At 75.0% G+C, this 19,903-nt stretch carries 20 protein-coding genes; 6 read left to right on the top strand and 14 right to left on the bottom strand.

What is annotated here, in order from left to right; all coding sequences use genetic code 11:
* Positions 1–21 precede the first annotated feature (21 nt).
* Genes KG103_RS08935 through KG103_RS08900 form a run of 8 tightly spaced genes read right to left on the bottom strand, consistent with a single transcriptional unit; the run spans position 22 to position 6,767 of the window.
* The gene (locus tag KG103_RS08935; RefSeq protein WP_207342019.1) at positions 22–948 is read right to left on the bottom strand and encodes an urea transporter; all 927 of its coding nucleotides are present in this window, start codon (positions 946–948) and stop codon (positions 22–24) included.
* A 56-nt stretch (positions 949–1,004) separates the two neighbouring features.
* Complete coding sequence (locus KG103_RS08930) at positions 1,005–2,042, bottom strand: urease accessory protein UreD (RefSeq protein WP_207342020.1); 1,038 nt, start codon at positions 2,040–2,042, stop codon at positions 1,005–1,007.
* Entirely contained in the window at positions 2,039–2,674 is a 636-nt protein-coding gene (gene ureG, locus KG103_RS08925; RefSeq protein WP_089798870.1) for an urease accessory protein UreG, read from the bottom strand. Before ureG ends, KG103_RS08930 begins: the two co-directional genes overlap by 4 nt.
* Before the next feature lie 37 nt (positions 2,675–2,711).
* The gene (locus KG103_RS08920) at positions 2,712–3,404 is read right to left on the bottom strand and encodes an urease accessory protein UreF (protein ID WP_249670864.1); all 693 of its coding nucleotides are present in this window, start codon (positions 3,402–3,404) and stop codon (positions 2,712–2,714) included.
* 8 nt (positions 3,405–3,412) lie between these two features.
* Positions 3,413–5,137, bottom strand: a complete 1,725-nt coding sequence (gene ureC / locus KG103_RS08915; protein ID WP_207342021.1) for an urease subunit alpha — start codon at positions 5,135–5,137, stop codon at positions 3,413–3,415.
* Positions 5,137–5,553: an urease subunit beta gene (locus tag KG103_RS08910; protein ID WP_207342022.1), complete on the bottom strand. Its 417-nt coding sequence runs from the start codon at positions 5,551–5,553 to the stop codon at positions 5,137–5,139. Before KG103_RS08910 ends, ureC begins: the two co-directional genes overlap by 1 nt.
* A 42-nt stretch (positions 5,554–5,595) precedes the next feature.
* On the bottom strand, positions 5,596–6,459 hold the full coding sequence (locus tag KG103_RS08905) for a hypothetical protein (protein ID WP_207342023.1): 864 nt from the start codon (positions 6,457–6,459) through the stop codon (positions 5,596–5,598).
* A gap of 2 nt (positions 6,460–6,461) precedes the next feature.
* Positions 6,462–6,767 carry an urease subunit gamma gene (locus KG103_RS08900; RefSeq protein WP_207342024.1) on the bottom strand — a complete coding sequence of 102 codons (306 nt, stop codon included), beginning with the start codon at positions 6,765–6,767 and terminating at the stop codon, positions 6,462–6,464.
* 300 nt (positions 6,768–7,067) lie between these two features.
* Here KG103_RS08900 and KG103_RS08895 point away from each other — a divergent pair, with 300 nt between their 5' ends.
* Positions 7,068–7,604, top strand: coding sequence for a fluoride efflux transporter FluC (locus KG103_RS08895; RefSeq protein WP_207342025.1), 537 nt, complete (start codon positions 7,068–7,070; stop codon positions 7,602–7,604).
* Positions 7,601–7,978 carry a fluoride efflux transporter CrcB gene (gene crcB / locus KG103_RS08890; RefSeq protein ID WP_207342026.1) on the top strand — a complete coding sequence of 126 codons (378 nt, stop codon included), beginning with the start codon at positions 7,601–7,603 and terminating at the stop codon, positions 7,976–7,978. The genes KG103_RS08895 and crcB overlap by 4 nt, the downstream gene beginning before the upstream one ends.
* 136 nt (positions 7,979–8,114) lie before the next feature.
* On the opposite strand, the gene KG103_RS08885 is transcribed toward crcB, so the two are convergent.
* Both KG103_RS08885 and KG103_RS08880 read right to left on the bottom strand, forming a co-directional pair.
* A complete protein-coding gene (locus tag KG103_RS08885) occupies positions 8,115–12,437 on the bottom strand; it encodes a bifunctional nitrate reductase/sulfite reductase flavoprotein subunit alpha (RefSeq protein ID WP_207342027.1) in 4,323 nt (1,440 codons plus the stop codon).
* Entirely contained in the window at positions 12,437–13,864 is a 1,428-nt protein-coding gene (locus KG103_RS08880) for an MFS transporter (RefSeq protein ID WP_372434920.1), read from the bottom strand. The genes KG103_RS08885 and KG103_RS08880 overlap by 1 nt, the downstream gene beginning before the upstream one ends.
* 299 nt (positions 13,865–14,163) lie before the next feature.
* Here KG103_RS08880 and KG103_RS08875 point away from each other — a divergent pair, with 299 nt between their 5' ends.
* Together KG103_RS08875 and KG103_RS08870 are read left to right on the top strand one after the other, a co-directional pair.
* The gene (locus KG103_RS08875; protein WP_207342028.1) at positions 14,164–14,505 is read left to right on the top strand and encodes a cupin domain-containing protein; all 342 of its coding nucleotides are present in this window, start codon (positions 14,164–14,166) and stop codon (positions 14,503–14,505) included.
* The gene (locus KG103_RS08870; RefSeq protein WP_207342029.1) at positions 14,502–15,716 is read left to right on the top strand and encodes a ThiF family adenylyltransferase; all 1,215 of its coding nucleotides are present in this window, start codon (positions 14,502–14,504) and stop codon (positions 15,714–15,716) included. Before KG103_RS08875 ends, KG103_RS08870 begins: the two co-directional genes overlap by 4 nt.
* Before the next feature lie 10 nt (positions 15,717–15,726).
* Here the strand turns inward: KG103_RS08870 and KG103_RS08865 are convergent, their stop codons facing one another.
* From KG103_RS08865 to KG103_RS08855, 3 genes are read right to left on the bottom strand one after another with little or no spacing between them, the layout of a single operon-like run.
* Positions 15,727–16,230, bottom strand: a complete 504-nt coding sequence (locus tag KG103_RS08865; RefSeq protein WP_207342030.1) for a MogA/MoaB family molybdenum cofactor biosynthesis protein — start codon at positions 16,228–16,230, stop codon at positions 15,727–15,729.
* Complete coding sequence (gene moaC, locus KG103_RS08860) at positions 16,223–16,702, bottom strand: cyclic pyranopterin monophosphate synthase MoaC (protein ID WP_207342031.1); 480 nt, start codon at positions 16,700–16,702, stop codon at positions 16,223–16,225. Before moaC ends, KG103_RS08865 begins: the two co-directional genes overlap by 8 nt.
* Complete coding sequence (locus KG103_RS08855) at positions 16,699–17,949, bottom strand: molybdopterin molybdotransferase MoeA (RefSeq protein ID WP_207342032.1); 1,251 nt, start codon at positions 17,947–17,949, stop codon at positions 16,699–16,701. The genes moaC and KG103_RS08855 overlap by 4 nt, the downstream gene beginning before the upstream one ends.
* Positions 17,950–18,061: 112 nt before the next feature.
* Between KG103_RS08855 and moaA the strand changes: the two genes are divergently transcribed.
* Positions 18,062–19,111, top strand: a complete 1,050-nt coding sequence (moaA, locus tag KG103_RS08850) for a GTP 3',8-cyclase MoaA (RefSeq protein ID WP_207342033.1) — start codon at positions 18,062–18,064, stop codon at positions 19,109–19,111.
* Between the two features lie 4 nt (positions 19,112–19,115).
* The gene (locus tag KG103_RS08845) at positions 19,116–19,430 is read left to right on the top strand and encodes a MoaD/ThiS family protein (protein ID WP_207342034.1); all 315 of its coding nucleotides are present in this window, start codon (positions 19,116–19,118) and stop codon (positions 19,428–19,430) included.
* A gap of 4 nt (positions 19,431–19,434) precedes the next feature.
* Here KG103_RS08845 and KG103_RS08840 read toward each other — a convergent pair whose 3' ends face one another.
* Positions 19,435–19,890 carry a molybdenum cofactor biosynthesis protein MoaE gene (locus tag KG103_RS08840; RefSeq protein ID WP_207342035.1) on the bottom strand — a complete coding sequence of 152 codons (456 nt, stop codon included), beginning with the start codon at positions 19,888–19,890 and terminating at the stop codon, positions 19,435–19,437.
* Between the last annotated feature and the right edge of the window lie 13 nt (positions 19,891–19,903).

Genomic DNA, 19,903 nt, shown 5'->3' with positions numbered 1-19,903 from the left:
GCGGCCGCGGCGCGTCGACCGTCATGGCCGCCGCAGGGCGGGGACGGCCGACGCGATGATCAGGAACACCCACGTCGTGAGGATGTAGGGCCACGTGTAGTGCGGGGCGTCGGTCGCGTCGTTCAGCGCCAGGGTCACCACGGCGGTCACCACCGTGCCGACGGCGGCGTAGATCCAGGACGCGGCGCTGCTGCGCAGGAACACGACCGACAGCGCGATCGCGGTCAGGACCCCGGAGTAGCCGGCCAGGCCCTCGCCGATGTCCGACTCGGACCACCCCAGCGCGAACGCGCACAGGCTGCCCACGACGCTGCCCATCACGGCCGCGAGCCCCACCTTCCACGAGGCGATGAACAGGCCCAGCAGGATCAGCGCGCCGGCCCACACGCTGCTCACCAGGACGACCTCGGAGACGTTCGTGAGCAGCGAGCGCAGGTACGTGCCCACGGTGCCGTCGGTGACGTGCACGGCGGGCGAGCGCTCCTGCAGGCTCGCGGTCGTCGCGTGCATGACCCCGGCGACGACGCAGAACGGTGCCGTCGTCGCGGGCAGCGCGAACCGCTTCAAGGGCTGGCTGGCGAACAGACGCACGAAGAACCAGGTGACGAACGCGCACGCGATGCCGCCGACGAACGCGATCGGGTAGGCCCAGCCCTGGCTGCCCAGCGCCGTGTAGACGGCGGCGCCCAGCAGCGCGCCGCAGAAGCCCTGCATGCCCAGCGGCACGTCGTCCGCCCCGATGAGCGCCCCGGTGAGCGTCCCGGCGATCGTGCCGATGACGACGAGCAGCGCCATGCGCCAGTCCGCGACGACGAACGCGGCCAGGATGAGCAGGCCCGTCCACACGTTGCGCTGGAAGAAGATCTGCGACAGCCCGTCCGCGAGCGCGCGGGGGTCCAGCGCGGAGCCGGCCCTCGAGGACATGTTCGGCGACGTCGTTGCTGCCATGACGCTCTCCTGACGTGCGGTCGGGTGGGACGTGGACGGGCCGGGGCCCGTCCGGCTCAGGTCTTGCGCACCAGCGGCGCGGGCGCACCGGTCAGGTGCAGCCGCAGCGCCCGCCACGCGCGCGCCGTCGCGTGCGTGACGGGCGCCGTCGCGTCGCCGACGATCCGGACCCAGGCGCCGACGTCGCCGGGCAGGGCGCTGACGCCCAGCAGGACGTCGGGCGCGTCGGCGAGCTCGGCGTGCAGCAGGTCGGCGAGCTCGCGGGCCGTCGCCAGCGGCGTGACGACGTAGAGCATGCCCAGCACGTCGTGGTCGGCGAGCACCGCCAGGCCGCCGGTCCCGCCGTCCTGCGGCGTCAGGCGTACCCGGTCGAGCGCCAGCACGGTCCCGTCCGGACGGCGGATCTCGACGTCGGAGGCCAGCGCCGCGTACCGGTGGCGCTCGCCGCGGGCCAGCCGCCCGGCCAGCAGGGTCTCACCGGCGATGAGCGTCCCCGACTCCGCGACGATCAGCCGGGTGCTCTGGTAGAGGCGTGCGTCGAGGAACATGACGACCGGCTCCGGCAGGTACTCGACGTACGCGTCCTCGCCGACCTCGACGGTCGTGAGCGCCACCGCGTAGTCGGCCTCCATGCGCAGCACCCGCGTGTACGCCGTGGTCGTGACGTAGGCGCTGGTGCCGGGCCCGAACCGCAGGTCGGTCCGCAGCCGGTCCCCCTGCAGCACGCCCGCGCCGGTGGACATGAGGTAGAGGTACGGCATGTCGGGACGCTGCGGGTCGTAGTAGAGCGGGCGCATGATCTGCAGCGGCGACTTCTGGTAGTGCTCCACCAGCTCGGTGCCGTGGCCGGTGAGAGCGAACTCCAGGTCGAGGATGCCGACCTTGCCCGGGCTGCCCGTGGGCAGCATGGTGGGCACGCCGGCGAAACGGGCGACCTCCCGGGGCACGCGCCGCGGCTCGTAGTACGCCGGCTGCAGGTGGTGGCCCCCGTACGCCGGCACCGGCCCGCCGGGGGGCACACCCTCGTCCCGACGCGCCCGCGGGCGCGTCGGGACGGCGGGCGTGGCCGGCTGGGCAGCGAGGTCTGCGCTCACGGCACCAGGGCGCGGCTGCGCTCGTCCCACATGGCCAGGATCTGGTCCTGCAGGACGTCGACGCCCTCGCCGGTGAGCGAGTTGGTCAGCACGACCGGCTTGCCGTCGCGGACCCGGTAGGCGTCGGACTCCATGACGCCCAGGTCGGTGCGGACGTACTGCGCGATGTCGATCTTGTTGATGACGAGGATGTCGGAGTCCGTGATGCCCGGCCCCCGCTTGCGCGGCATCTTCTCGCCCTCCGAGGTGTCGAGGACGAAGACGAACACGTCCACGAGCGCCGGGGAGAACGTGAGCGTGAGGTTGTCGCCGCCCGACTCGTACAGCAGCGTGTCGACGTCCGGGAACCGCTCGAGCATCTCGGCACCGGCCGCCAGGTTCATCGTCGGGTCGTCGCGCACCGCGGTGTGCGGGCACGCGCCGGTCTCGACGCCGACCACGCGCTCGGGGTCGAGCACGCCCGCGAGCTCGCGCCGCACGTGGTGCGCGTCCTCCTGCGTGTAGATGTCGTTGGTGATCACGGCCGGGCGCCGGCCCACGGCGATCAGCCGGGGCACCAGCGCCTCGGTCAGGGCGGTCTTTCCGGAGCCCACCGGGCCACCGATGCCGACCCGCAACACGTTCTCGTTCATCCTCGTCTCCGTCCTGCCGGCATCCGCCGGCACGTCGTCAGCTCGCGAACAGGCGCGCCTCGGCACGCTCGTGCTGCGCCGACATCACGTCCGCCAGGGGGACGCAGCCACCCATGTCGTCGAGGTCACGGGCGACCGCCTCGTCGGCCGCCTGCTCGATCACCGGCGCCAGTGCGTGCAGCGCCACCTGGACCTCGCGGTGGTCTGCGAGCCGCAGGCGCAGCGCGGCCCCCAGCACGCTCATCGCGAACGCCGCGAGGTCGGACGCGACCGCCGCGGTCGTCTCGACACCCGTCGCCGCGTAGACCACCGCGGTGGCGACCGGCTGGCACCCCGGCGACTCCTTCGCCGCGATCGCGTGCGCCCACGTCCCGATCACCGGACCACCGACCGCGACCCCCGCCACGTCCGTCAGCTGGTGCCCGCTGCGCACGGACGCCCGGCGCATCTCGGCGTTGAGCTTGGACGCGAACAGCAGACGGTCGACCCGGTGCACCTGCTCCCAGTCGCCCGCGGTCGCGGCCTCGTGGGCCCGGGCGAGCGCTGTCGCGTCGCCCGGGCCCACCCCGTGCAGCAGCAGCCCGCGCAGCAGGCCGACCACCCCCCCGTGGTCGACCAGCCGCGCCTGGCTGAACCCCTCGAGACCGTGCGACATCGTGTAGAAGCCGCTCGGGAACGCGGAGTCGGACAGCTGCAGGCTCATGAGCAGCGCCCGGACGTCGGTCGCCACCGTGCTCCTCAGGCCAGGAAGAAGAGCTGGGTCATGGGCAGCGTCTGCGCCGGTTCGATGTGGGCCGGCTCCCCGTCGAGCGTCACCTTGTACGTCTCGGGGTCCACGTCGACGACGGGCAGGGAGCCGTTGCGCACCATGTGGCCCTTGCCGAGCTGGCGGGTGCGGCGCACCGGCAGCACCGTGCTCTCCAGGCCCAGCTTGTCCGGGACACCGGCCTCGACGGCCGCCTGCGACATGTACGTCACCCGGGTGCTCTGCTGCGCCCTGCCGAACGACCCGAACATCGGCCGGTAGAAGACCGGCTGCGGCGTCGGCAGCGAGGCGTTCGGCTCCCCCATGACGGCCCACTTGACGAGGCCACCCTGCAGGACCATCTTCGGCTTGGCCGCGAACGACCCGACCGGCCACAGCACGATGTCGGCGATCTTGCCGACCTCGAGGGACCCGACGTAGTCGGAGATGCCGCACGTGATCGCCGGGTTGATCGTGATCTTGGCGAGGTACCGCAGCACACGGAAGTTGTCGTTGCCCTCGGCGTCCTGCGGCAGCTTGCCGCGCTTGTCCTTGTTGTGGTGGGCGGTCTGGAACGCCCGCGTGAAGGACTCGCCGATCCGGCCCATCGCCTGGGAGTCCGACGAGAACATCGAGATGACGCCCTCGTCGTGCAGCACGGTCTCGGCCGAGATCGTCTCGGCACGGACGCGGGAGTCCGCGAACGCGACGTCCTCGGGGACGTCGTGCGACAGGTGGTGGCAGACCATCACCATGTCGAGGAGCTCGTCGACGGAGTTCACGGTGTAGGGCAGCGTCGGGTTCGTCGACGACGGCAGCACGTTCGGGTGCCCGGCCAGCTTCATGATGTCCGGCGCGTGGCCGCCACCCGCACCCTCGGTGTGGAACGTGTGGATGGTGCGGCCGTCGATCGCGGAGATCGTGTCCTCGACGTAGCCCGCCTCGTTGAGGCTGTCCGTGTGCACGGTGATCTGGACGTCGTAGTCGTCCGCCACGGACAGGGCGTTGCTCAGGGCCGCCGGGGTCGTCCCGTAGTCCTCGTGGACCTTCAGGGCGGCCGCCCCGGCCTCGACCTGCTCCTCGAGCGCCGGGCGCAACGAGCCGTTGCCCTTGCCGTAGAAGCCCATGCTGACGGGCATGTCCTCCGCCGCCTCGAGCATGCGGTGCAGGTTCCAGACGCCGGGTGTGGTGGTGACACCGTTCGTGCCGTCGGTGGGGCCGGTGCCCCCGCCGAACAGCGTGGTGATGCCGCCGCAGATCGCCGTGTCCCCCTGCTGGGGTGAGATGTAGTGCACGTGCGCGTCGATGCCGCCCGCGGTGGCGATCAGGTGCTCACCGGCGAGGAGCTCCGTCCCCGGGCCGACCACCAGGCGGGGGTCGACACCGTTCTGGAGGTTGGGGTTCCCGGCCTTGCCGATACCGGCGATCTTGCCGTCCTTGACGCCGATGTCCCCCTTGAGGACGCCGAGCACGGGGTCGAGGATGATCGCGTTGGTGATGACCAGGTCCAGCACGCCCTGCGCCGAGGTGGTGCGCGGGTCGGCCGCCATGCCGTCGCGTGCGGTCTTCCCGCCGCCGTAGACCACCTCGTCGCCGTAGAGCCCTTCGCTGAAGTCGTGCTCGATCTCGATCACGAGGTTCGAGTCGGCCAGATGGACCTTGTCCCCGACCGTGGGGCCGTACAGGTCCGTGTACTGCTTGCGCGGGATGATCGCCATCAGTGCTCCCCCTCGTGCTTCGTGCCGGCTGCCGGCTGCTCCGGCGTCCCGTTCGCGAACTCGCGCTCGGCGAGCCGACGCAGCGCGTCCAGACGCGTCTGGCGGGAGTCGAGGCCCCCGTCGACGAGGTTGTTGAACCCGACGACCCGGCGGCCGCCGCCGTACGCGACGAGCGTCACCTCGCGGGTGTCGCCCGGTTCGATCCGGACGCCGTTGCCGGCCGGGATGTCCAGGTGCATCCCGTACGCCTTCTCACGGTCGAACCTCAGGGCGCGGTTCACCTCGAAGAAGTGGAAGTGCGACCCGATCTGCACGGCGCGGTCGCCGGTGTTGGCCACGAGGAGGGTGACCTTCTCGCGCCCCGCGTTGATCTCGATGTCCTGGTCGTTGTGGTGGTACTGCGGGCTGCCGAGCATCGTGGTTCCTCACGTTCCGTGGTCGGTTCGAGGGTGTCCGCGTCAGGCGCGGGCGGGTGCGGGCGCACCGGACGCCGGAGCGACGGGTGCGGCGCGGTGCGGGTGGGTGTGCGGGTGTCCGTGCCCGTGCGGGTGCTCGTGGCCGGCCCCCTCCAGGCCGGCGTGCGAGTGCGCGTAGCCGTGTCCGTGGTCGGCCTCGAGCCCGTCCTCGATGCCGTCGTGACCGTGCTGCAGGTCGTGCTCCGCCGCGGCCAGACGCTCCCGGACGATCCGCAGCAGCGCGGTGTCCGACAGCAGCGGGCCGAAGAAGGCGGCGCCGTCGAGCGCGTCCGCCGAGGGCGCCGCGGCGGCGAAGCCGGCCGGCACGACCACGACGTCCTGCGCGCCGAGCAGGCGCACGCGGTGGACCGCACGGGCGAGGTCGGCGTCGGTGACGACGCACGCGACACCGATCTCCAGCCCCGTCCCGAACGTCCGCACGAGGTGCGCCACCCGGTGGAGCTCCGCGTCGTCGAACGGGTCGGCCCCGGGTGCGGCGAGCACGAGACCCGCCCCCGGGTGCCGTGCGGCGGTTCGCGTCGCCGCGGCCCGCAGCAGCGCCACCAGGTGGTCGACCGTCCCGAACTGGTCCGCCAGCGCGATCCGCCCCCTGCCGGACCCCGCGGCCAGCCAGCGCAGCGTGCGCGCCGTGTCGGCGACCATCACCGGGTCGCGCCCCCACGTCATCGGCAGGACGACGACGGGCTCCGGGCCGGCCGCGAGGCCCGCCCGCACCGCGTCCTGCAGCGAGCGCCCCGGCGCGCACACGGCGGCGCCCGGCAGGGCACCGCGGAGCCGCTCGAGGTCGGCCCCCCGCGCGCTCTCGTGCCCGCCGACCAGCACTGGTCGGACGTGGGAGCCGGCCATGCTCAGGCCGACACGGGGTCGTGACAGGAGACCAGCTTGCTGCCGTCGGGGAACGTCGCCTCGACCTGCAGCAGCGAGACCCGCTCCCTGACGCCGGGCATGCAGTCGGACTCGGCGACGACGTGCTTGCCGAGCTCCATGCACTCCGCGACGGACTTGCCGTCACGCGCGCCCTCGATGATCGCCTCCGAGACCAGCGCCTGGACCTCGCTGACGTTCAGCTTGGTGCCTCGCTCGCGGCGTTGCCGGGCCAGCTGGGCCACCTGGTACACGTAGAGCTTCTCCCTTTCACGAGGTGTCAGATCCATGGTGCGGCGACCTTTCGGAAGAGAACTGCGCAGCCCACCTGCGCTCTTGCCGACCATACACCGACGACCATTAAGGACAACTTCTGGACGAGTACCCCCACCTGATCACGGCGAACTGTTCGCGCATTCGCCCGGACGAGCAGCAGAACAACACCGGTGGCATTCTCTGGACGCCTGGTCAAATGAATCGATTTCCCTTCGCCGCACCATCCCTGGACATGTGGCCAAATGAATCGATTCGCTTGCGCGACGGCCCGTCAAAGGGCGCGCCGGAGCTTTTCTCGCCCTACGCTGGCGCCCATGGCTCAGGCACCGGGGAGTGCTCCCCCTCCCGCCGGCGGCACGCCGCACGCGGCGCCCCGCCACGTCACGCTGCGATGGTCGGCAGTCGGGCTCGTGCTGCTCGGCGGAGCGGCCGGAGTCGCCGCGCGCGAAGGGCTCTCGCTCGCCGTGCCGGACGTCGACGAGGTCCCGGTGGTCATCCCGCTGGTCAACCTGCTCGCCGCCTTCGTGCTCGGCTACCTGTACGAGGGCGTCGCCCGCGCCCTGCCGGGCACGCCGCTGGCGGGCCGGCTCAAGCTGCTCGTCGGCACCGGGTTCTGCGGCGGCCTGAGCACGTACAGCTCCCTGGCCACCGACACCGCGGTCCTGCTCGACCACTCCCGCGGCGGCGTGGCCGTGCTGTACGCGCTGGGCACGGTCGTGGTGGGTGCCCTGGCGACGCTCGCCGGCATCGCGCTCGGCTCACGGCTGCACCCGCACCAGCCCGACGCGCACGAGCTGCGGCGCATCGAGGGACACGCCGACACCAGCCCCGCCCACGGGAGGACGTCATGACGCCGGGCCTGTTCCTGCTCGTGGTCGTCGCCGGCGGCATCGGCGCCTGCACGCGGTACGTCGTCGACGCGCTGGTGCGCTCGCGTACCACGTCCGCCTTCCCGTGGCCGACCACCGTGATCAACCTGACCGGCTCGTTCGTCCTCGGGTTCCTCACCGGGCTGGTCGCTGGCGACCTGGCCTCGACCGACGTGAGCGCCGCGGTCGGCACGGGATTCCTCGGCGGCTACACGACGTTCAGCACCGCGAGCTACGAGCTCGTCCAGCTCGTGCGGCAGAAGAAATACGGCGTCGCGCTCGCCTACGGCATCGGCGTGCTCGTGGTGGCCGTGCTGCTCGCCCTTCTCGGGTACCGCTGGGGCGACTCGCTGTAAAGGATCGCCGCGCTCGCGCAGGACGCGCACCCCGGCAGCGGCCCGACGTCCGTGCGGACATTCCCTGGACGGTCGACCTGCACGCACGTCCATTTGTCGGACGGCCGGCACGCCCTCTGCAGGCCTTTTCGCACGCCTAGTACACGTCCCGGACGTACCGACGGGCGCGGGTCATCGCCGTCACGTACGCCGCCGCACCGGCGGGCGACATCCCGCCGTGTGCCGCCACGACCTCGCGCAGCGTCCGGTCGACGTCCGCCGCCATGCGCGCGGCGTCCCCGCACACGTAGACGTGCGCGCCGCGCTCGAGCCACGACCACAGCCGGGCACCCCGCTCGTGCATCCGGTCCTGCACGTACACGGTCGTGCGCTGGTCCCGGGAGAAGGCGGTGTCCAGGCGCGTCAGGACGCCCTCGGACCGCAGCGCGTCGAGCTCCTCGCGGTACCAGAAGTCGGTGGCCTCGCGCCGCTCGCCGAAGAAGAGCCAGCTGTCGCCGGTGTCGCGTCGCGCGCGCCGCTCGGCCAGGAAGCCGAGGAACGGCGCGACGCCCGTGCCCGGACCGACCATCACGACCGGCACCGACCCGTCCTCGGGCAGGTGGAAGTGCGGTGAGGGCTGCACGTGCACCGTGACGTCCGCGGCGGCGTCCGCGTCTGCCAGGTACCCCGAGCACGCACCGGCGCGGGCCGCACCGCCGGGCGCCGTGTACCGCACGATGCCGACGGTCAGGGCGATGCGGTGCGGGTCCACCAGCGGGCTGGAGGAGATCGAGTACTGCCGGGGCTGCAGCCGGGGCAGCGCGTCGGCCCAGTCCTGCGCCGACGCGCGCACCTGCGCCGCCGCGACGACGTCGACGACCTGCCGGCCCCACAGCCACTGCCGCAGGGCGTCGCCCCGGCCGGGCCGCAGCAGCGCGCCGAGGTCCTCCCCGGTGGACCGGTCGGCGACGAAGCGCAGCAGGCCGGTGGCGGGCCGCGTCAGCTCCAGGTCCGTGCGCAGCGCGTCGCCCAGGGCGCGCGCACGTCCGTCCACGCGCACCTCCGCGGCACCGTCCAGGCCCGTGGCGGCCAGCCACTCCGCCACGAGCGCGGCGGCGTTCACGGGGTGCACGGCGAGCGCGTCCCCGGCCCGGTAGGTCACCGGCACCGGGCTGTCGCCCACGTCGAGCACGACCTGGCGGACCTCCTTGCCGGAGCCGGCCACCCCGAGCCGCCGGTTGACCGCCAAGCGGCCGCGACCGGGTCGCGCCCGGGTCGCGCGCTCGCCGGTCCCGCGTGCGCCCGTCGCGTCCGGCTCCACGACCCGGGCCGTCCGGGCACCGGGACGCGACACGCCCTGCCCTGCGGCGGGCAGCGACCCCGTCCCGGGCACGGTGCCGCCCGGCACCGCTCCCGCGTCGCCCGGCGCCACCACGCCGTCCGCCACAGCGGCTGCATCACCGGTCGTCGCGTCGACGGGCGCGGGGGGCGCGCCGTCATCGCCACGCAGCGCCGCGGCGAGCGCGTCGACCCACGGGTCGACGCACGCGTCGTCGCCCGGCTCGCGCTCCAGGTGCGGGACCAACCGCTGGGCGCCCAGCTCGGCCAGACGGCCGTCGAGGCGCCGCCCATGACCGCAGAACCGGTCGTACGACGGGTCGCCGAGCGCGAGCACCGCGAACCGCGCCGCCTCGAAGGACGGCGCGCCGGGGTCAGCGAGCACCTCCCACAGCGCGGCACCGTTGTCGGGGGCGTCCCCGTCGCCGGTCGTGCTGGTGACGAGCACCAGGTCGGCGCGCCGGGGCGGCGCCGCGAGCACGTCGTCCATCGCGACCACGCGTGCGCGCCGACCGGTGGCGGCGGTGAGCCGGGCGGCGACCTCGCCGGCCAGCTCCTCGGCGGTGCCGGTCTGCGAGGCCCACAGGACCACCAGCTCGCGCGCCGGCGCACCGGCCCCGTCGGGGTCGGTGCCCCCGCTGCGGGAGAACAGCCCGGCGAGCACGCCGTCGACCCAGAGCGCGTGCTCCCCGGCCACGGGCGCACCGGGAGGCAGGACCGGCACACCGGGGGCGCCGTGCCCCAGGCCTGCGATGAAGCCCGCGAGGTACCGCTGCTCGCCCGCGTCGAGCACGGGCGCCGCGACCTCCGGCAGGCCGAGTGCCACCGCGAACGCGCGGGCGGCAGCGACGGCCGCGGTGTCGCCGGTCACCGGCAGCGCGGGCGCAGCCCCGGCCGCTGCCCCGACCGTGCGGTCGGCCTCGTCCGCGCCCGTGCCGTCCGGGGCCGGTGCCGGCGTCGCGACCGGCGTCAGCGCGACGGCGCAGGCCTTGAGCTCGGGCTGGAACGACAACGGGTCCACCGCGTCGTTGGTCACCGCGTTGACGCTGAGGTACTCGCCGAACAGGTCGTTCCAGTGGAAGGGCGCGAACGACGTGCCGGGCCGGACGCGGTCGGTCACGACCACGGGCAGCACGGCACGGCCACGGCGGGACGCGACCTCCACGGAGGCGCCGTCCGCCAGCGCGAGCCGCGCCGCGTCGTCGGGGTGCACCTCGACGAACGGACCGGGGTTCAGCCGGTTGAGCGCCGGCACCCGGCCCGTCTTCGTCAGGGTGTGCCACTGGTGGGCGACCCGACCGGTGATCAGCAGGAACGGGTGGTCGTCGTCGGGCAGCTCCGCCGGGTCGACGTGCGGGCGGGCGTGGAACACCGCCCGTCCGCTGGGCGTCGGGAACACGAGGCGCGGCGCGGTGCCGTCCTGGCGGACGTGCCGCGGCTGGTGCACACCGTCGTTGAGGTAGCGCAGCGGGTTGCGCGCCGGCCCGTCGGGCGCCGCGGGCCACTGCACGGGGCCGCGGCGCAGCCGCTCGTAGGTGACGCCGCGCAGGTCGTAGCCCGTCCGCGGGTTGCTGCTGCGGCGCAGCTCGGCGAACACCTCCTCGGACGACGCGTGGGCGAACCCGTCGAAGCCCATCGCCGTGGCGACGCGGGCGATCAGCTGCCAGTCGGGCAGCGCGCCCCCGGGTGCGGACAGCGCGCGGCGCGCGAGCGTCATGGTCCGCTCGCTGTTGACCATCACGCCGTCCGCCTCGGACCACATGGCGGCGGGCAGCACGACGTCCGCGTACGCGTTGGTCTCGGTGTCGGCGAACACGTCCTGCGTGACCACCAGCTCGGCCCGCTCGAGGCCCTCGATGACCGTGCGCCGGTTACCCACGGACGCCACCGGGTTGGTGCAGATGACCCAGCACGCGCGGATCTCGCCCTCCGCCATGCGGCGGAACATGTCGATCGTGCCCGTGCCCGCGCCGTCGGCGCGGATGGTGCCGCGCGGCACGCCCCACAGGTCCTCGCAGAACGCACGGTCGTCGGGGTCGAGCACGCTGCGCTGGCCGGGCAGCCCCGGCCCCATGTAGCCCATCTCGCGCCCGCCCATGGCGTTCGGCTGGCCGGTCAGCGAGAACGGCCCGCTGCCCCGGCGCCCGATCGCGCCGGTGGCCAGGTGCAGGTTGACCAGCGCGTTCGTGCTCCAGGTGCCGTGCGTGGACTGGTTGAGGCCCATCGTCCAGCAGGACACCCAGCTCGTGGCCCCCGCGATGAGCGCCGCCGCGGCCCGCAGGTCCGCCGCCGGGACGCCCGTGAGTCCCTCGACGACATCCGGCGGGTAGTCGGCGAGCAGCGGCGGCATCGCCTCCCAGCCCTCGGTGTGCTCCGCGACGAACTCCTCGTCGACCGCCCCCTCCTCGACGAGCAGGTGCAGCAGACCGTTGAGCAGCGCGATGTCCGTGCCGGGGCGCACCTGCAGGAACAGGTCGGCCCGGTCCGCCGTCGCGGTGCGGCGGGGGTCGACGACGATCAGCCGGGCGCCCGCCTTCACGCGGTCCAGCAGCCGCAGGAAGAGCACCGGGTGGCAGTCCGCCATGTTGGCGCCCACGAGCAGGAAGACGTCGGCGTGGTCGAGGTCGTCGTACGACCCGGGCGGGCCGTCCGCGCCCAGCGAGAGCTTGTAGCCGGTGCCGGCGCTCGCCATGCACAGCCGCGAGTTCGACTCGATGCGGCTCGTGCGCAGGTAGCCCTTGGCCAGCTTGTTGGCCAGGTACTGCGCCTCGATGCTCATCTGCCCGGAGACGTACAGCGCGATCGCGTCCGGTCCGTCGCGGTCGAGGATCTCCCGCAGCCGGCGCGCGACCTCGTCGATCGCCCGGTCGACGTCCGCGGGCACCGGCGCCGCCCCGCGCTCGGTCCGCACCAGCGCGCTCGTCAGGCGGCCGCCGGCCGTCAGCACCGTCGCGCTGGTCGAGCCCTTGGTGCACAGACGTCCGGCGTTCGACGGGTGCGAACGGTCGCCGCTCGCCCGGCGCACGGCGCCGTGCTCGTCGACGTCGAGCACGATGCCGCAGCCCACACCGCAGTACGTGCACACGGTGGCGACCTGGGTCGCCCCCGTGCGCACGTCCTGCGTCGTCGTGGTGGCGGTCATCAGATGACGGCGTGGCCGAACGCCGCACTGCGGCGCACGTACACCGCCCACGTCGTCGCCGCCATCACGCCGTACAGCGCGACGATCACCCACAGGGCGGCCTCGATGCCGCCCGTCGCACCGGTGGAGACGGCGAAGCCGCGCGGGATGAGGAAGCCGCCGACCGCCCCGACCGCGCCGGCGATGCCGAGGCACCCGGCGGCGACCTTGGCGCGGCGGGCACGGTCGGCCGCGTCCCCGGCGCCGTGGCGGAACACGGCGGGGATCATGCGGTAGACGGACCCGTTGCCGGCACCGGTGGCCAGGAAGAGCACCAGGAACGAGCCGAAGAACAGCGGGAACGAGCCGGCGCGTAGCGCGAGGATCGCGCACACGGTGCCCGCTGCCATCACGGCGAACGCGGCGATCGTCACCCGCGCACCGCCCAGCCGGTCCGCCAGGATGCCGCCCATCGGACGGGCGACCGAGCCGACGAGGGCCCCGAGGAAGGCGATCGAGAGCGTCATGGTCGGGAACTCGTTGCGCAGCAGCGTCGGGAAGGCACCCGAGAACCCGATGAACGAGCCGAACGTGCCGATGTAGATGAACGAGATGATCCATGTGTGCCGCTGCCGCGCCGCGGAGCCGTAGGTGCGGGGGTCCGTCGCCGCGTCCTTGACGTTGTCCATGAGGCGCCACGCGAGCACGGCCGCCAGGACCGCGAGCGGGATGAACATCAGCCCTGCGCGCTCGAGCTGCACGCCCGCGGCGGCGACGATCACGAGCGGGACCGCGAGCTGCACGGCCGCCGTGCCGATGTTGCCGCCCGCCGCGTTGAGGCCGAGTGCACGGCCCTTCTCCCGCTCGGGGTAGAAGAAGGAGATGTTCGCCATCGAGGAGGCGAAGTTCCCGCCGCCGACGCCCGCGAGCGCCGCGACGCCCAGCAGGACACCGAACGACAGGTCGGGCCGTTGCACCGCCCACACGAGCGCGCCGGTCGGGACCAGGAGCAGCAGCGCGGACACCACGGTCCAGTTGCGGCCGCCGAACACGGGCACCGCGAACGTGTACGGGATGCGCAGGGTCGCGCCCACCAGCGACGGCACCGCGATCAGCCAGAACATCTGGTCGGCCGTCAGCGCGAACCCGGCCGCGGGCAGCTGCGGCACGACGATGCTCCACAGCGCCCAGACCGCGAACCCGAGGAACTCGGCGAAGATCGACAGGACGAGGTTGCGCCGGGCGACGGCCCGCCCGACGGTCTGCCACTGGTCGGTCGCCTCGGGGTTCCACCCGTGCAGCCACCGCCCCCGGTGACGCACGAGCTCGGGGGTCGTCCCGGGCGGCGTCAGGACCACCGCGCCGGCTCCGTGGGCAGTGCCGGTGACCGGCGGGACGGGTGGGGTGGACGCCCCCGCCGCGGGCGGCGTCGTCGGGGTCTGGGTCACGGGGAGCCTCCGGGCGTCGGGCCGCGTGCGGGGCACGCGAGGTCGGGCGTCGGTACCGGCCGGGCCGGCGGGGGCGCCGCGTGGTGCCGGCGTCGTGCTCGAGGCTAGGAACGCGGTGTTTCACCCGGGGTGGCCCCCCGGTAACCCGCCGCGAACGTTCCGCGCACACCGGCCCGGTGCGCGGTGTGAGGTGAGGTGCGAGGCGCGGGGTGCGGTTCGGGGTCCGGCGGAGGACCGGCGACGCGGGCGGACGAGCGTGCCGCGACGCGGAGCGTGGACCCGCCTGCGAGGATCGACCCATGCCGGACCTCCACGCCCTGACCACCGAGCTCCTCGACGCCGCCCGCACGGACCCGCACGGCCGCAGCGCCCGGCTCGTCGTGCACGACGGCGAGCTGCGCCAGACCGTCATCGCGCTCGTCGCCGACTCCCGCCTGGGCGAGCACGCGTCGCCGCCCGCCGCCAGCCTGCAGACGCTGGTCGGGCGGGTCCGCGTCGAGGTCGGCGGCGACGTGCAGCAGGAGGTCGGCGCCGGTGAGCTCTGGGAGCTCACCCACGAGCGGCACGCCGTGCAGGCGCTCGAGGACAGCGTCGTGCTGCTGACCACGGTGACGGGGGTCGCGACGGGGTCGCACGGGTGAGCCCCGCGGGCGCCCCGCTCCCGCCGCTCGTCGAGCCCGGTCCCCCGCTCACGCCGGGCCAGGTGGCCCGCTACGCGCGGCACCTGGCGCTCGCCGAGGTCGGCGAGGCGGGCCAGCGCCGGCTCCTGGCGGCGCGCGTGCTCGTCGTCGGCGCCGGCGGGCTGGGCTCGCCCGTGCTCCTGTACCTCGCCGCCGCGGGGGTGGGCACGCTGGGGATCGTCGACGACGACGTGGTCGAGGTCTCCAACCTGCAGCGCCAGGTGGTGCACGGTGCGGCCGACGTCGGGCGCCGCAAGGTCGACTCGGCCGCCGACGCGGTCCGCGCCCTCGACCCGGCGCTGGACGTCCGTGCGCACCCGGTGCGGCTGGACGCCGACAACGCCCGCACCCTGCTGGCGGGGTACGACCTCGTCGTGGACGGCAGCGACAACTTCGCGACCCGCTACCTGCTCGACGACGTGTGCGCGGGGCTCGGGCTGCCGTGGGTGTGGGGCTCGCTGCAGCGGGGGCACGCCCAGGTGAGCACGTTCTGGTCGACGCCCCCGGTCGGTGAGGGCGTCACGCTGCGCGACGTGTTCGGCGGCCCGCCGCCGGACGGCACCGTCCCCCCGTGCGCCGTCGACGGCGTGCTGGGCGCGGTCTGCGCGGCCGCCGGTGCGGCGATGGCGCTCGAGGTCGTCCGCCTCGTGTGCGGCGCCGGCCGGACGCTGCTGGGCCGGGTCGTGGTGCACGACGCGTTCGCGGGCACGTGGCACGACGTGCCGGTGCGCCGCCGCGCGGGTGACTCCCGGCGCGACGGCGCGGGCGGCGCGACGGACGCCCCGTCACCAGTGCGGCGCGCCGACGCCCCTACGGGCGCTCCCGCAGACGCTCCCCCAGGCGCTCCCGCCGGGCGCCCGGCGCCGCGGGACGTGCGCACCGGCGACGTCGTGGCGGCCGACGACGCCGACGTCGTCGACCTGCGCGACGCGGTCGAGGTCGCAGCGCTGCCGTTCCCCGGAGCCCGCCACGTGCCGTTCGCGCAGTTCGTGTCCGAGACGACGCTCGCGGGGCTCGACCTCGACCGGCCCCTCGTGCTCGTCTGCCGGGTGGGGAGCAGGTCCGCGCACGCGGCCGCCCTGGCCCGTGCGGCCGGTGTCAGGGACGCGCGGCACCTGCCCGGCGGGGTGGCCGCGTGGGCGCGGACACCCGCGGGGCCCGACACCGCCTGACACCGCCCGCTCAGCCGGGGTGGTCGCCCCCCGCCAGCTGGGACAGGGCGTGCGGCAGCACGCCTGCGAGCACCTCGAGCGCGTCGCGCGCGGCACCGGGCGACCCCGCGACGTTGACCACCAGCGTGCGACCCGCCACCCCGGCGACGCCGCGCGACAGCAGCGCACCGGGCACACCGCGGCGCACGCCGTCCGCGCGCAGCGCCTCGGCGATCCCGGGCACGGTGCGGTCCACCACCGCCAGGGTCGCCTCGGGCGTCAGGTCGCGCGGGCCCAGGCCCGTCCCGCCGGTGGTCAGCACGAGGGCCGCGCCGGACGCCACCGCCTGACGCAGCGCGCGCTCCACGGGCATGCCGTCGGGGACGACCACCCGGTCCGCGACCCGCAGCCCCAGCGCCCGCAGCCCGTCGACGAGCACGGGCCCGGAGACGTCGTCGTACGTGCCGGCGGCGGCCCGGTCGGACACGGTGACGACCACGGCGCACGGCGTGGTGGCGTCCGTCGGCTCAGGCACGGGTCCACGTCCCGCTGCGGCCGCCCGACTTCTCCTCGACGCGCAGGTCGGTGAGGTGGGCGCCGCGGTCGACCGCCTTGACCATGTCGACGAGGGTCAGGCCGGCCGCGGCGACGCACGTGAGGGCCTCCATCTCGACGCCCGTGCGGTCGGCCGTGCGCACGCGCGCGTCGATCGTGACGCCGTCGTCGACGACCTCGAGGTCCACGCTCACGCCGTGGATCGCGACCGGGTGGCACAGCGGCACGAGGTCCGGCGTGCGCTTGGCCGCCTGGATACCGGCGATGCGGGCCACCGCGAGCGCGTCGCCCTTGGGCACGCCGTCACCCCGCAGCAGCGCGACCACCTGCGGGGTCGTGACCAGGCGCCCGGTGGCCCGCGCGCTGCGCACGGTGACGTCCTTGTCGGCGACGTCGACCATGTGCGCGGCGCCGTGCGCGTCGACGTGGGTGAGGCGGTCGGGCTGGGTCACGCGTCGTGCTCCCTCAGGTCGATGACGGTCACGGGGTCCCCCGCGGCCAGGTGCGCGACGTCCTCGGGGACGTCGACGAGCGCGTCGGCGCCGGCCAGGGCACCGAGCAGGTGCGACCCGGGACCGCCGACCAGGACGGCCACGGGCCGCCCCGACCCCCAGTCGAGGCGCGCGCGCAGCAGGCGCCGCCGGCCGGCCGTCGACCGCAGGTCCGCGGCGAGGTCGGCGGTGAGCCTGCGCCGGTGCACGTGGCGCGCGCCGAGCAGGCGACGCAGCAGCGGGCGGACGAACACCTCGAACGACACGAACGAGCTGACGGGGTTGCCCGGCAGCGCGAGCACCGGGGTGCCGTCCGCGAGCGCCCCGACGGCCTGCGGCTTGCCGGGCTGCATGCGCACGTGCACGAGCTCGCCCGCGCCGTCGGCCAGCAGCGCGTCGCGGACCACGTCGTACGCGCCGACCGAGACCCCTCCGGTGGTCACGACGAGGTCGGCCTCACCGACGAGCGCCGCCAGCGCGGCGCGCACCGCGGGGACGTCGTCACGCACGACCCGCACGGCGACGACGTCGGCACCGGCGGCCTCGGCCGCGGCGGCGAGCTGGGGCCCGTTCGACTCGTGGATCTGCCCGTGTGCGAGCGGCTGCCCCGGGGGCACCAGCTCGGACCCGGTCGACAGCACCGCGACGCGCGGGCGCGCGTGGACGGCCACGTGCGCGTGTCCCGTCGCGGCGAGCAGACCCACGGCCCCGGCGCCGAGCACGTCCCCGGCGTGCAGCACCACGTCACCCGCGCGCACGTCCTCGCCGCGACGGCGCACGTGGGCCCCGGGCGCGACGACGCCCTGCACGTGGACGCGGCGCGTGCCGCCGTCGGTCAGCTCGACGGGCAGGACCGCGTCGGCGCCGTCCGGCACCGGGGCGCCGGTCATGACGCGCGCCACCGCCCCGGTGGGCAGGCGGACGTCGCGGGTGTCCCCCGCCGCGACGTCGTCGGCGACCTCGAGCGCGCCGCCGACGTGCAGCTCCGCGCTGCGCACGGCGTAGCCGTCCATCGCCGAGCTGTCCCACGGGGGCAGGTCGAGGGTGCTGCGCACGTCGGCGGCCAGCGCACGCCCGCGCGCCTGCGCGGACGGCACGGTGACGGCGGGCAGCGGGCGTCCGAGCGCCAGCACGGCGGCCGCGTGCTCGTCGAGGCTGCGCACGACACGGGCGGGCAGCGCGGGCCCGGCGGGCAGGACGTCGGCCATGCGCCCAACCTACTGCCGGGTCCGCGGGTCCCCTCGCCCGCCCGGCGCGGCGCACCGTCCGGGCAGCGGACGCCCCACGGCGGGCACCACGGGGCGTCCCTATCATCGCGGGATGGGAGCCGTGAGCGGGGGCGGTGCCACCTCGCGGCCGACGGGGGGGCTGGTGGACCGGTACGGCCGGGTGGCCACCGACCTGCGGGTCTCGCTGACGGACCGCTGCAACCTGCGCTGCACGTACTGCATGCCCGCCGAGGGGCTGCCGTGGGCACCGGACGACACCGTCCTCACCGACGCCGAGGTGGTGCGCCTGGTGCGGATCGGTGTCGAGCTGCTCGGCGTGCGCGAGGTCCGGTTCACGGGCGGCGAGCCGCTGCTGCGGCGCGGCCTGGAGGGCATCGTCGGCGCGACGGCGGCCCTGCGCACGGCCGACGACGTCCCGGTGCGCACGGCCCTGACCACCAACGGGCTGGGGCTGGACAAGCGCGCGCACGCGCTCGCCGCCGCCGGCCTCGGCCGCGTCAACGTGTCGCTGGACTCCCTGGACCCGCAGCGGTTCGCGGTGATCGCGCGCCGCGACCGGCACGCCGACGTGCTGGCGGGCCTGGCAGCCGCCGCGGCGGCGGGGCTGGCGCCCGTGAAGGTCAACGCGGTGCTCGTGCGCGGCGTCAACGACGACGAGGCCGTCCCGCTGCTCACCTGGGCGCTCGCGCACGGGTACCACCTGCGCTTCATCGAGCAGATGCCGCTGGGCCCGCACGGGTCGTGGCGGCGGGAGGACCTGGTGACGGCGCGCGAGATCCTCGACACGCTGTCGGCGGCGTTCGAGCTCGTCGCGGAGCCGGACGGTGCCCGGGCCGGGGCGCCGGCCGAGACGTGGCACGTCGCCGGGCACCCGGGCGCGACGGTCGGGGTGATCGGCTCGGTGACGCGGCCGTTCTGCGGGGCGTGCGACCGCACGCGCCTGACGGCCGACGGCCAGGTCCGCAGCTGCCTGTTCGCGCGTGACGAGGACGACCTTCGCGGGCTGCTGCGCGGCGGGGCCGACGACGACGCGGTCGCCGACGCCTGGCGGGCCGCGATGCGCGGCAAGGCCGCCGGCCACGGCATCGACGACCCGACCTTCCTGCAGCCCGCCCGGACCATGAGCGCGATCGGAGGATGACGGCATGACGAGCACCCCGTCGCCCACGGCCGGGACCCCGCCGGCGCCGTCGTTCGGCGCGTTGGCGACCACGGTGGAGGTGCGCTACTTCGCGGCGGCCGCCGAGGCCGCGGGGGTCGACAGCGAGCAGGTGCCCGTGCCCGCGGGCGCCACGGTCGGCACCTTGCTCGACGCGCTCGCCGCACGCCACGGAGCCGCGCTGCGGGACGTGGCGGCGCGGTGCGCCCTGCTGGTGGACGGGGTGCTGCACCGGGACCGTGGCGAGCCCCTGGGCGCGCCCTCCCGTGTCGACGTGCTGCCGCCGTTCGCAGGCGGCTGAGCCGTCAGGCGCTGCCGACCCACTCGTGACCGCCCGCCGTGAGGTCCTGGCGCTTCCACACCGGCAGGTGGGCCTTGACCTCGTCGACCAGCAGCGCGGCGGCCGCGAACGCGTCCTGCCGGTGGGCGGCCGACACCGCCACGCCCAGGGCGCACTCCCCCACGGCCAGTGTGCCGACGCGGTGGACGCAGGCGACCGCGTCGACGCGGCTGCGGGCGACGACGTCGGCCACGACACGCTCCACCACGTCCTGCGCGTCGGGATGGGCGACGTACTCCAGCCCGGTCACGCCCCGTCCCCGGTCGTGGTCGCGCACCACGCCGGCGAAGGTCACGACCGCGCCGGCGGCGGCGTCCTGCACCGCGCGGGCCAGCGCGTCGACGTCCACGGGGTCGGGGGTCACGCGCGCGGTGAGCACGCGGCGTGCGGGCTCGTACGGGCGGTCCTCGGGTCCGGTCACCGCGCCAGCCTAG

Origin of the sequence: Cellulomonas wangleii (assembly GCF_018388445.1) — a bacterium.
GTDB lineage: Bacteria > Actinomycetota > Actinomycetes > Actinomycetales > Cellulomonadaceae > Cellulomonas > Cellulomonas wangleii.
The sequence above is the reverse complement of the archived record's forward strand: the minus strand, read 5'-3'. Positions and strand labels throughout refer to the sequence as shown.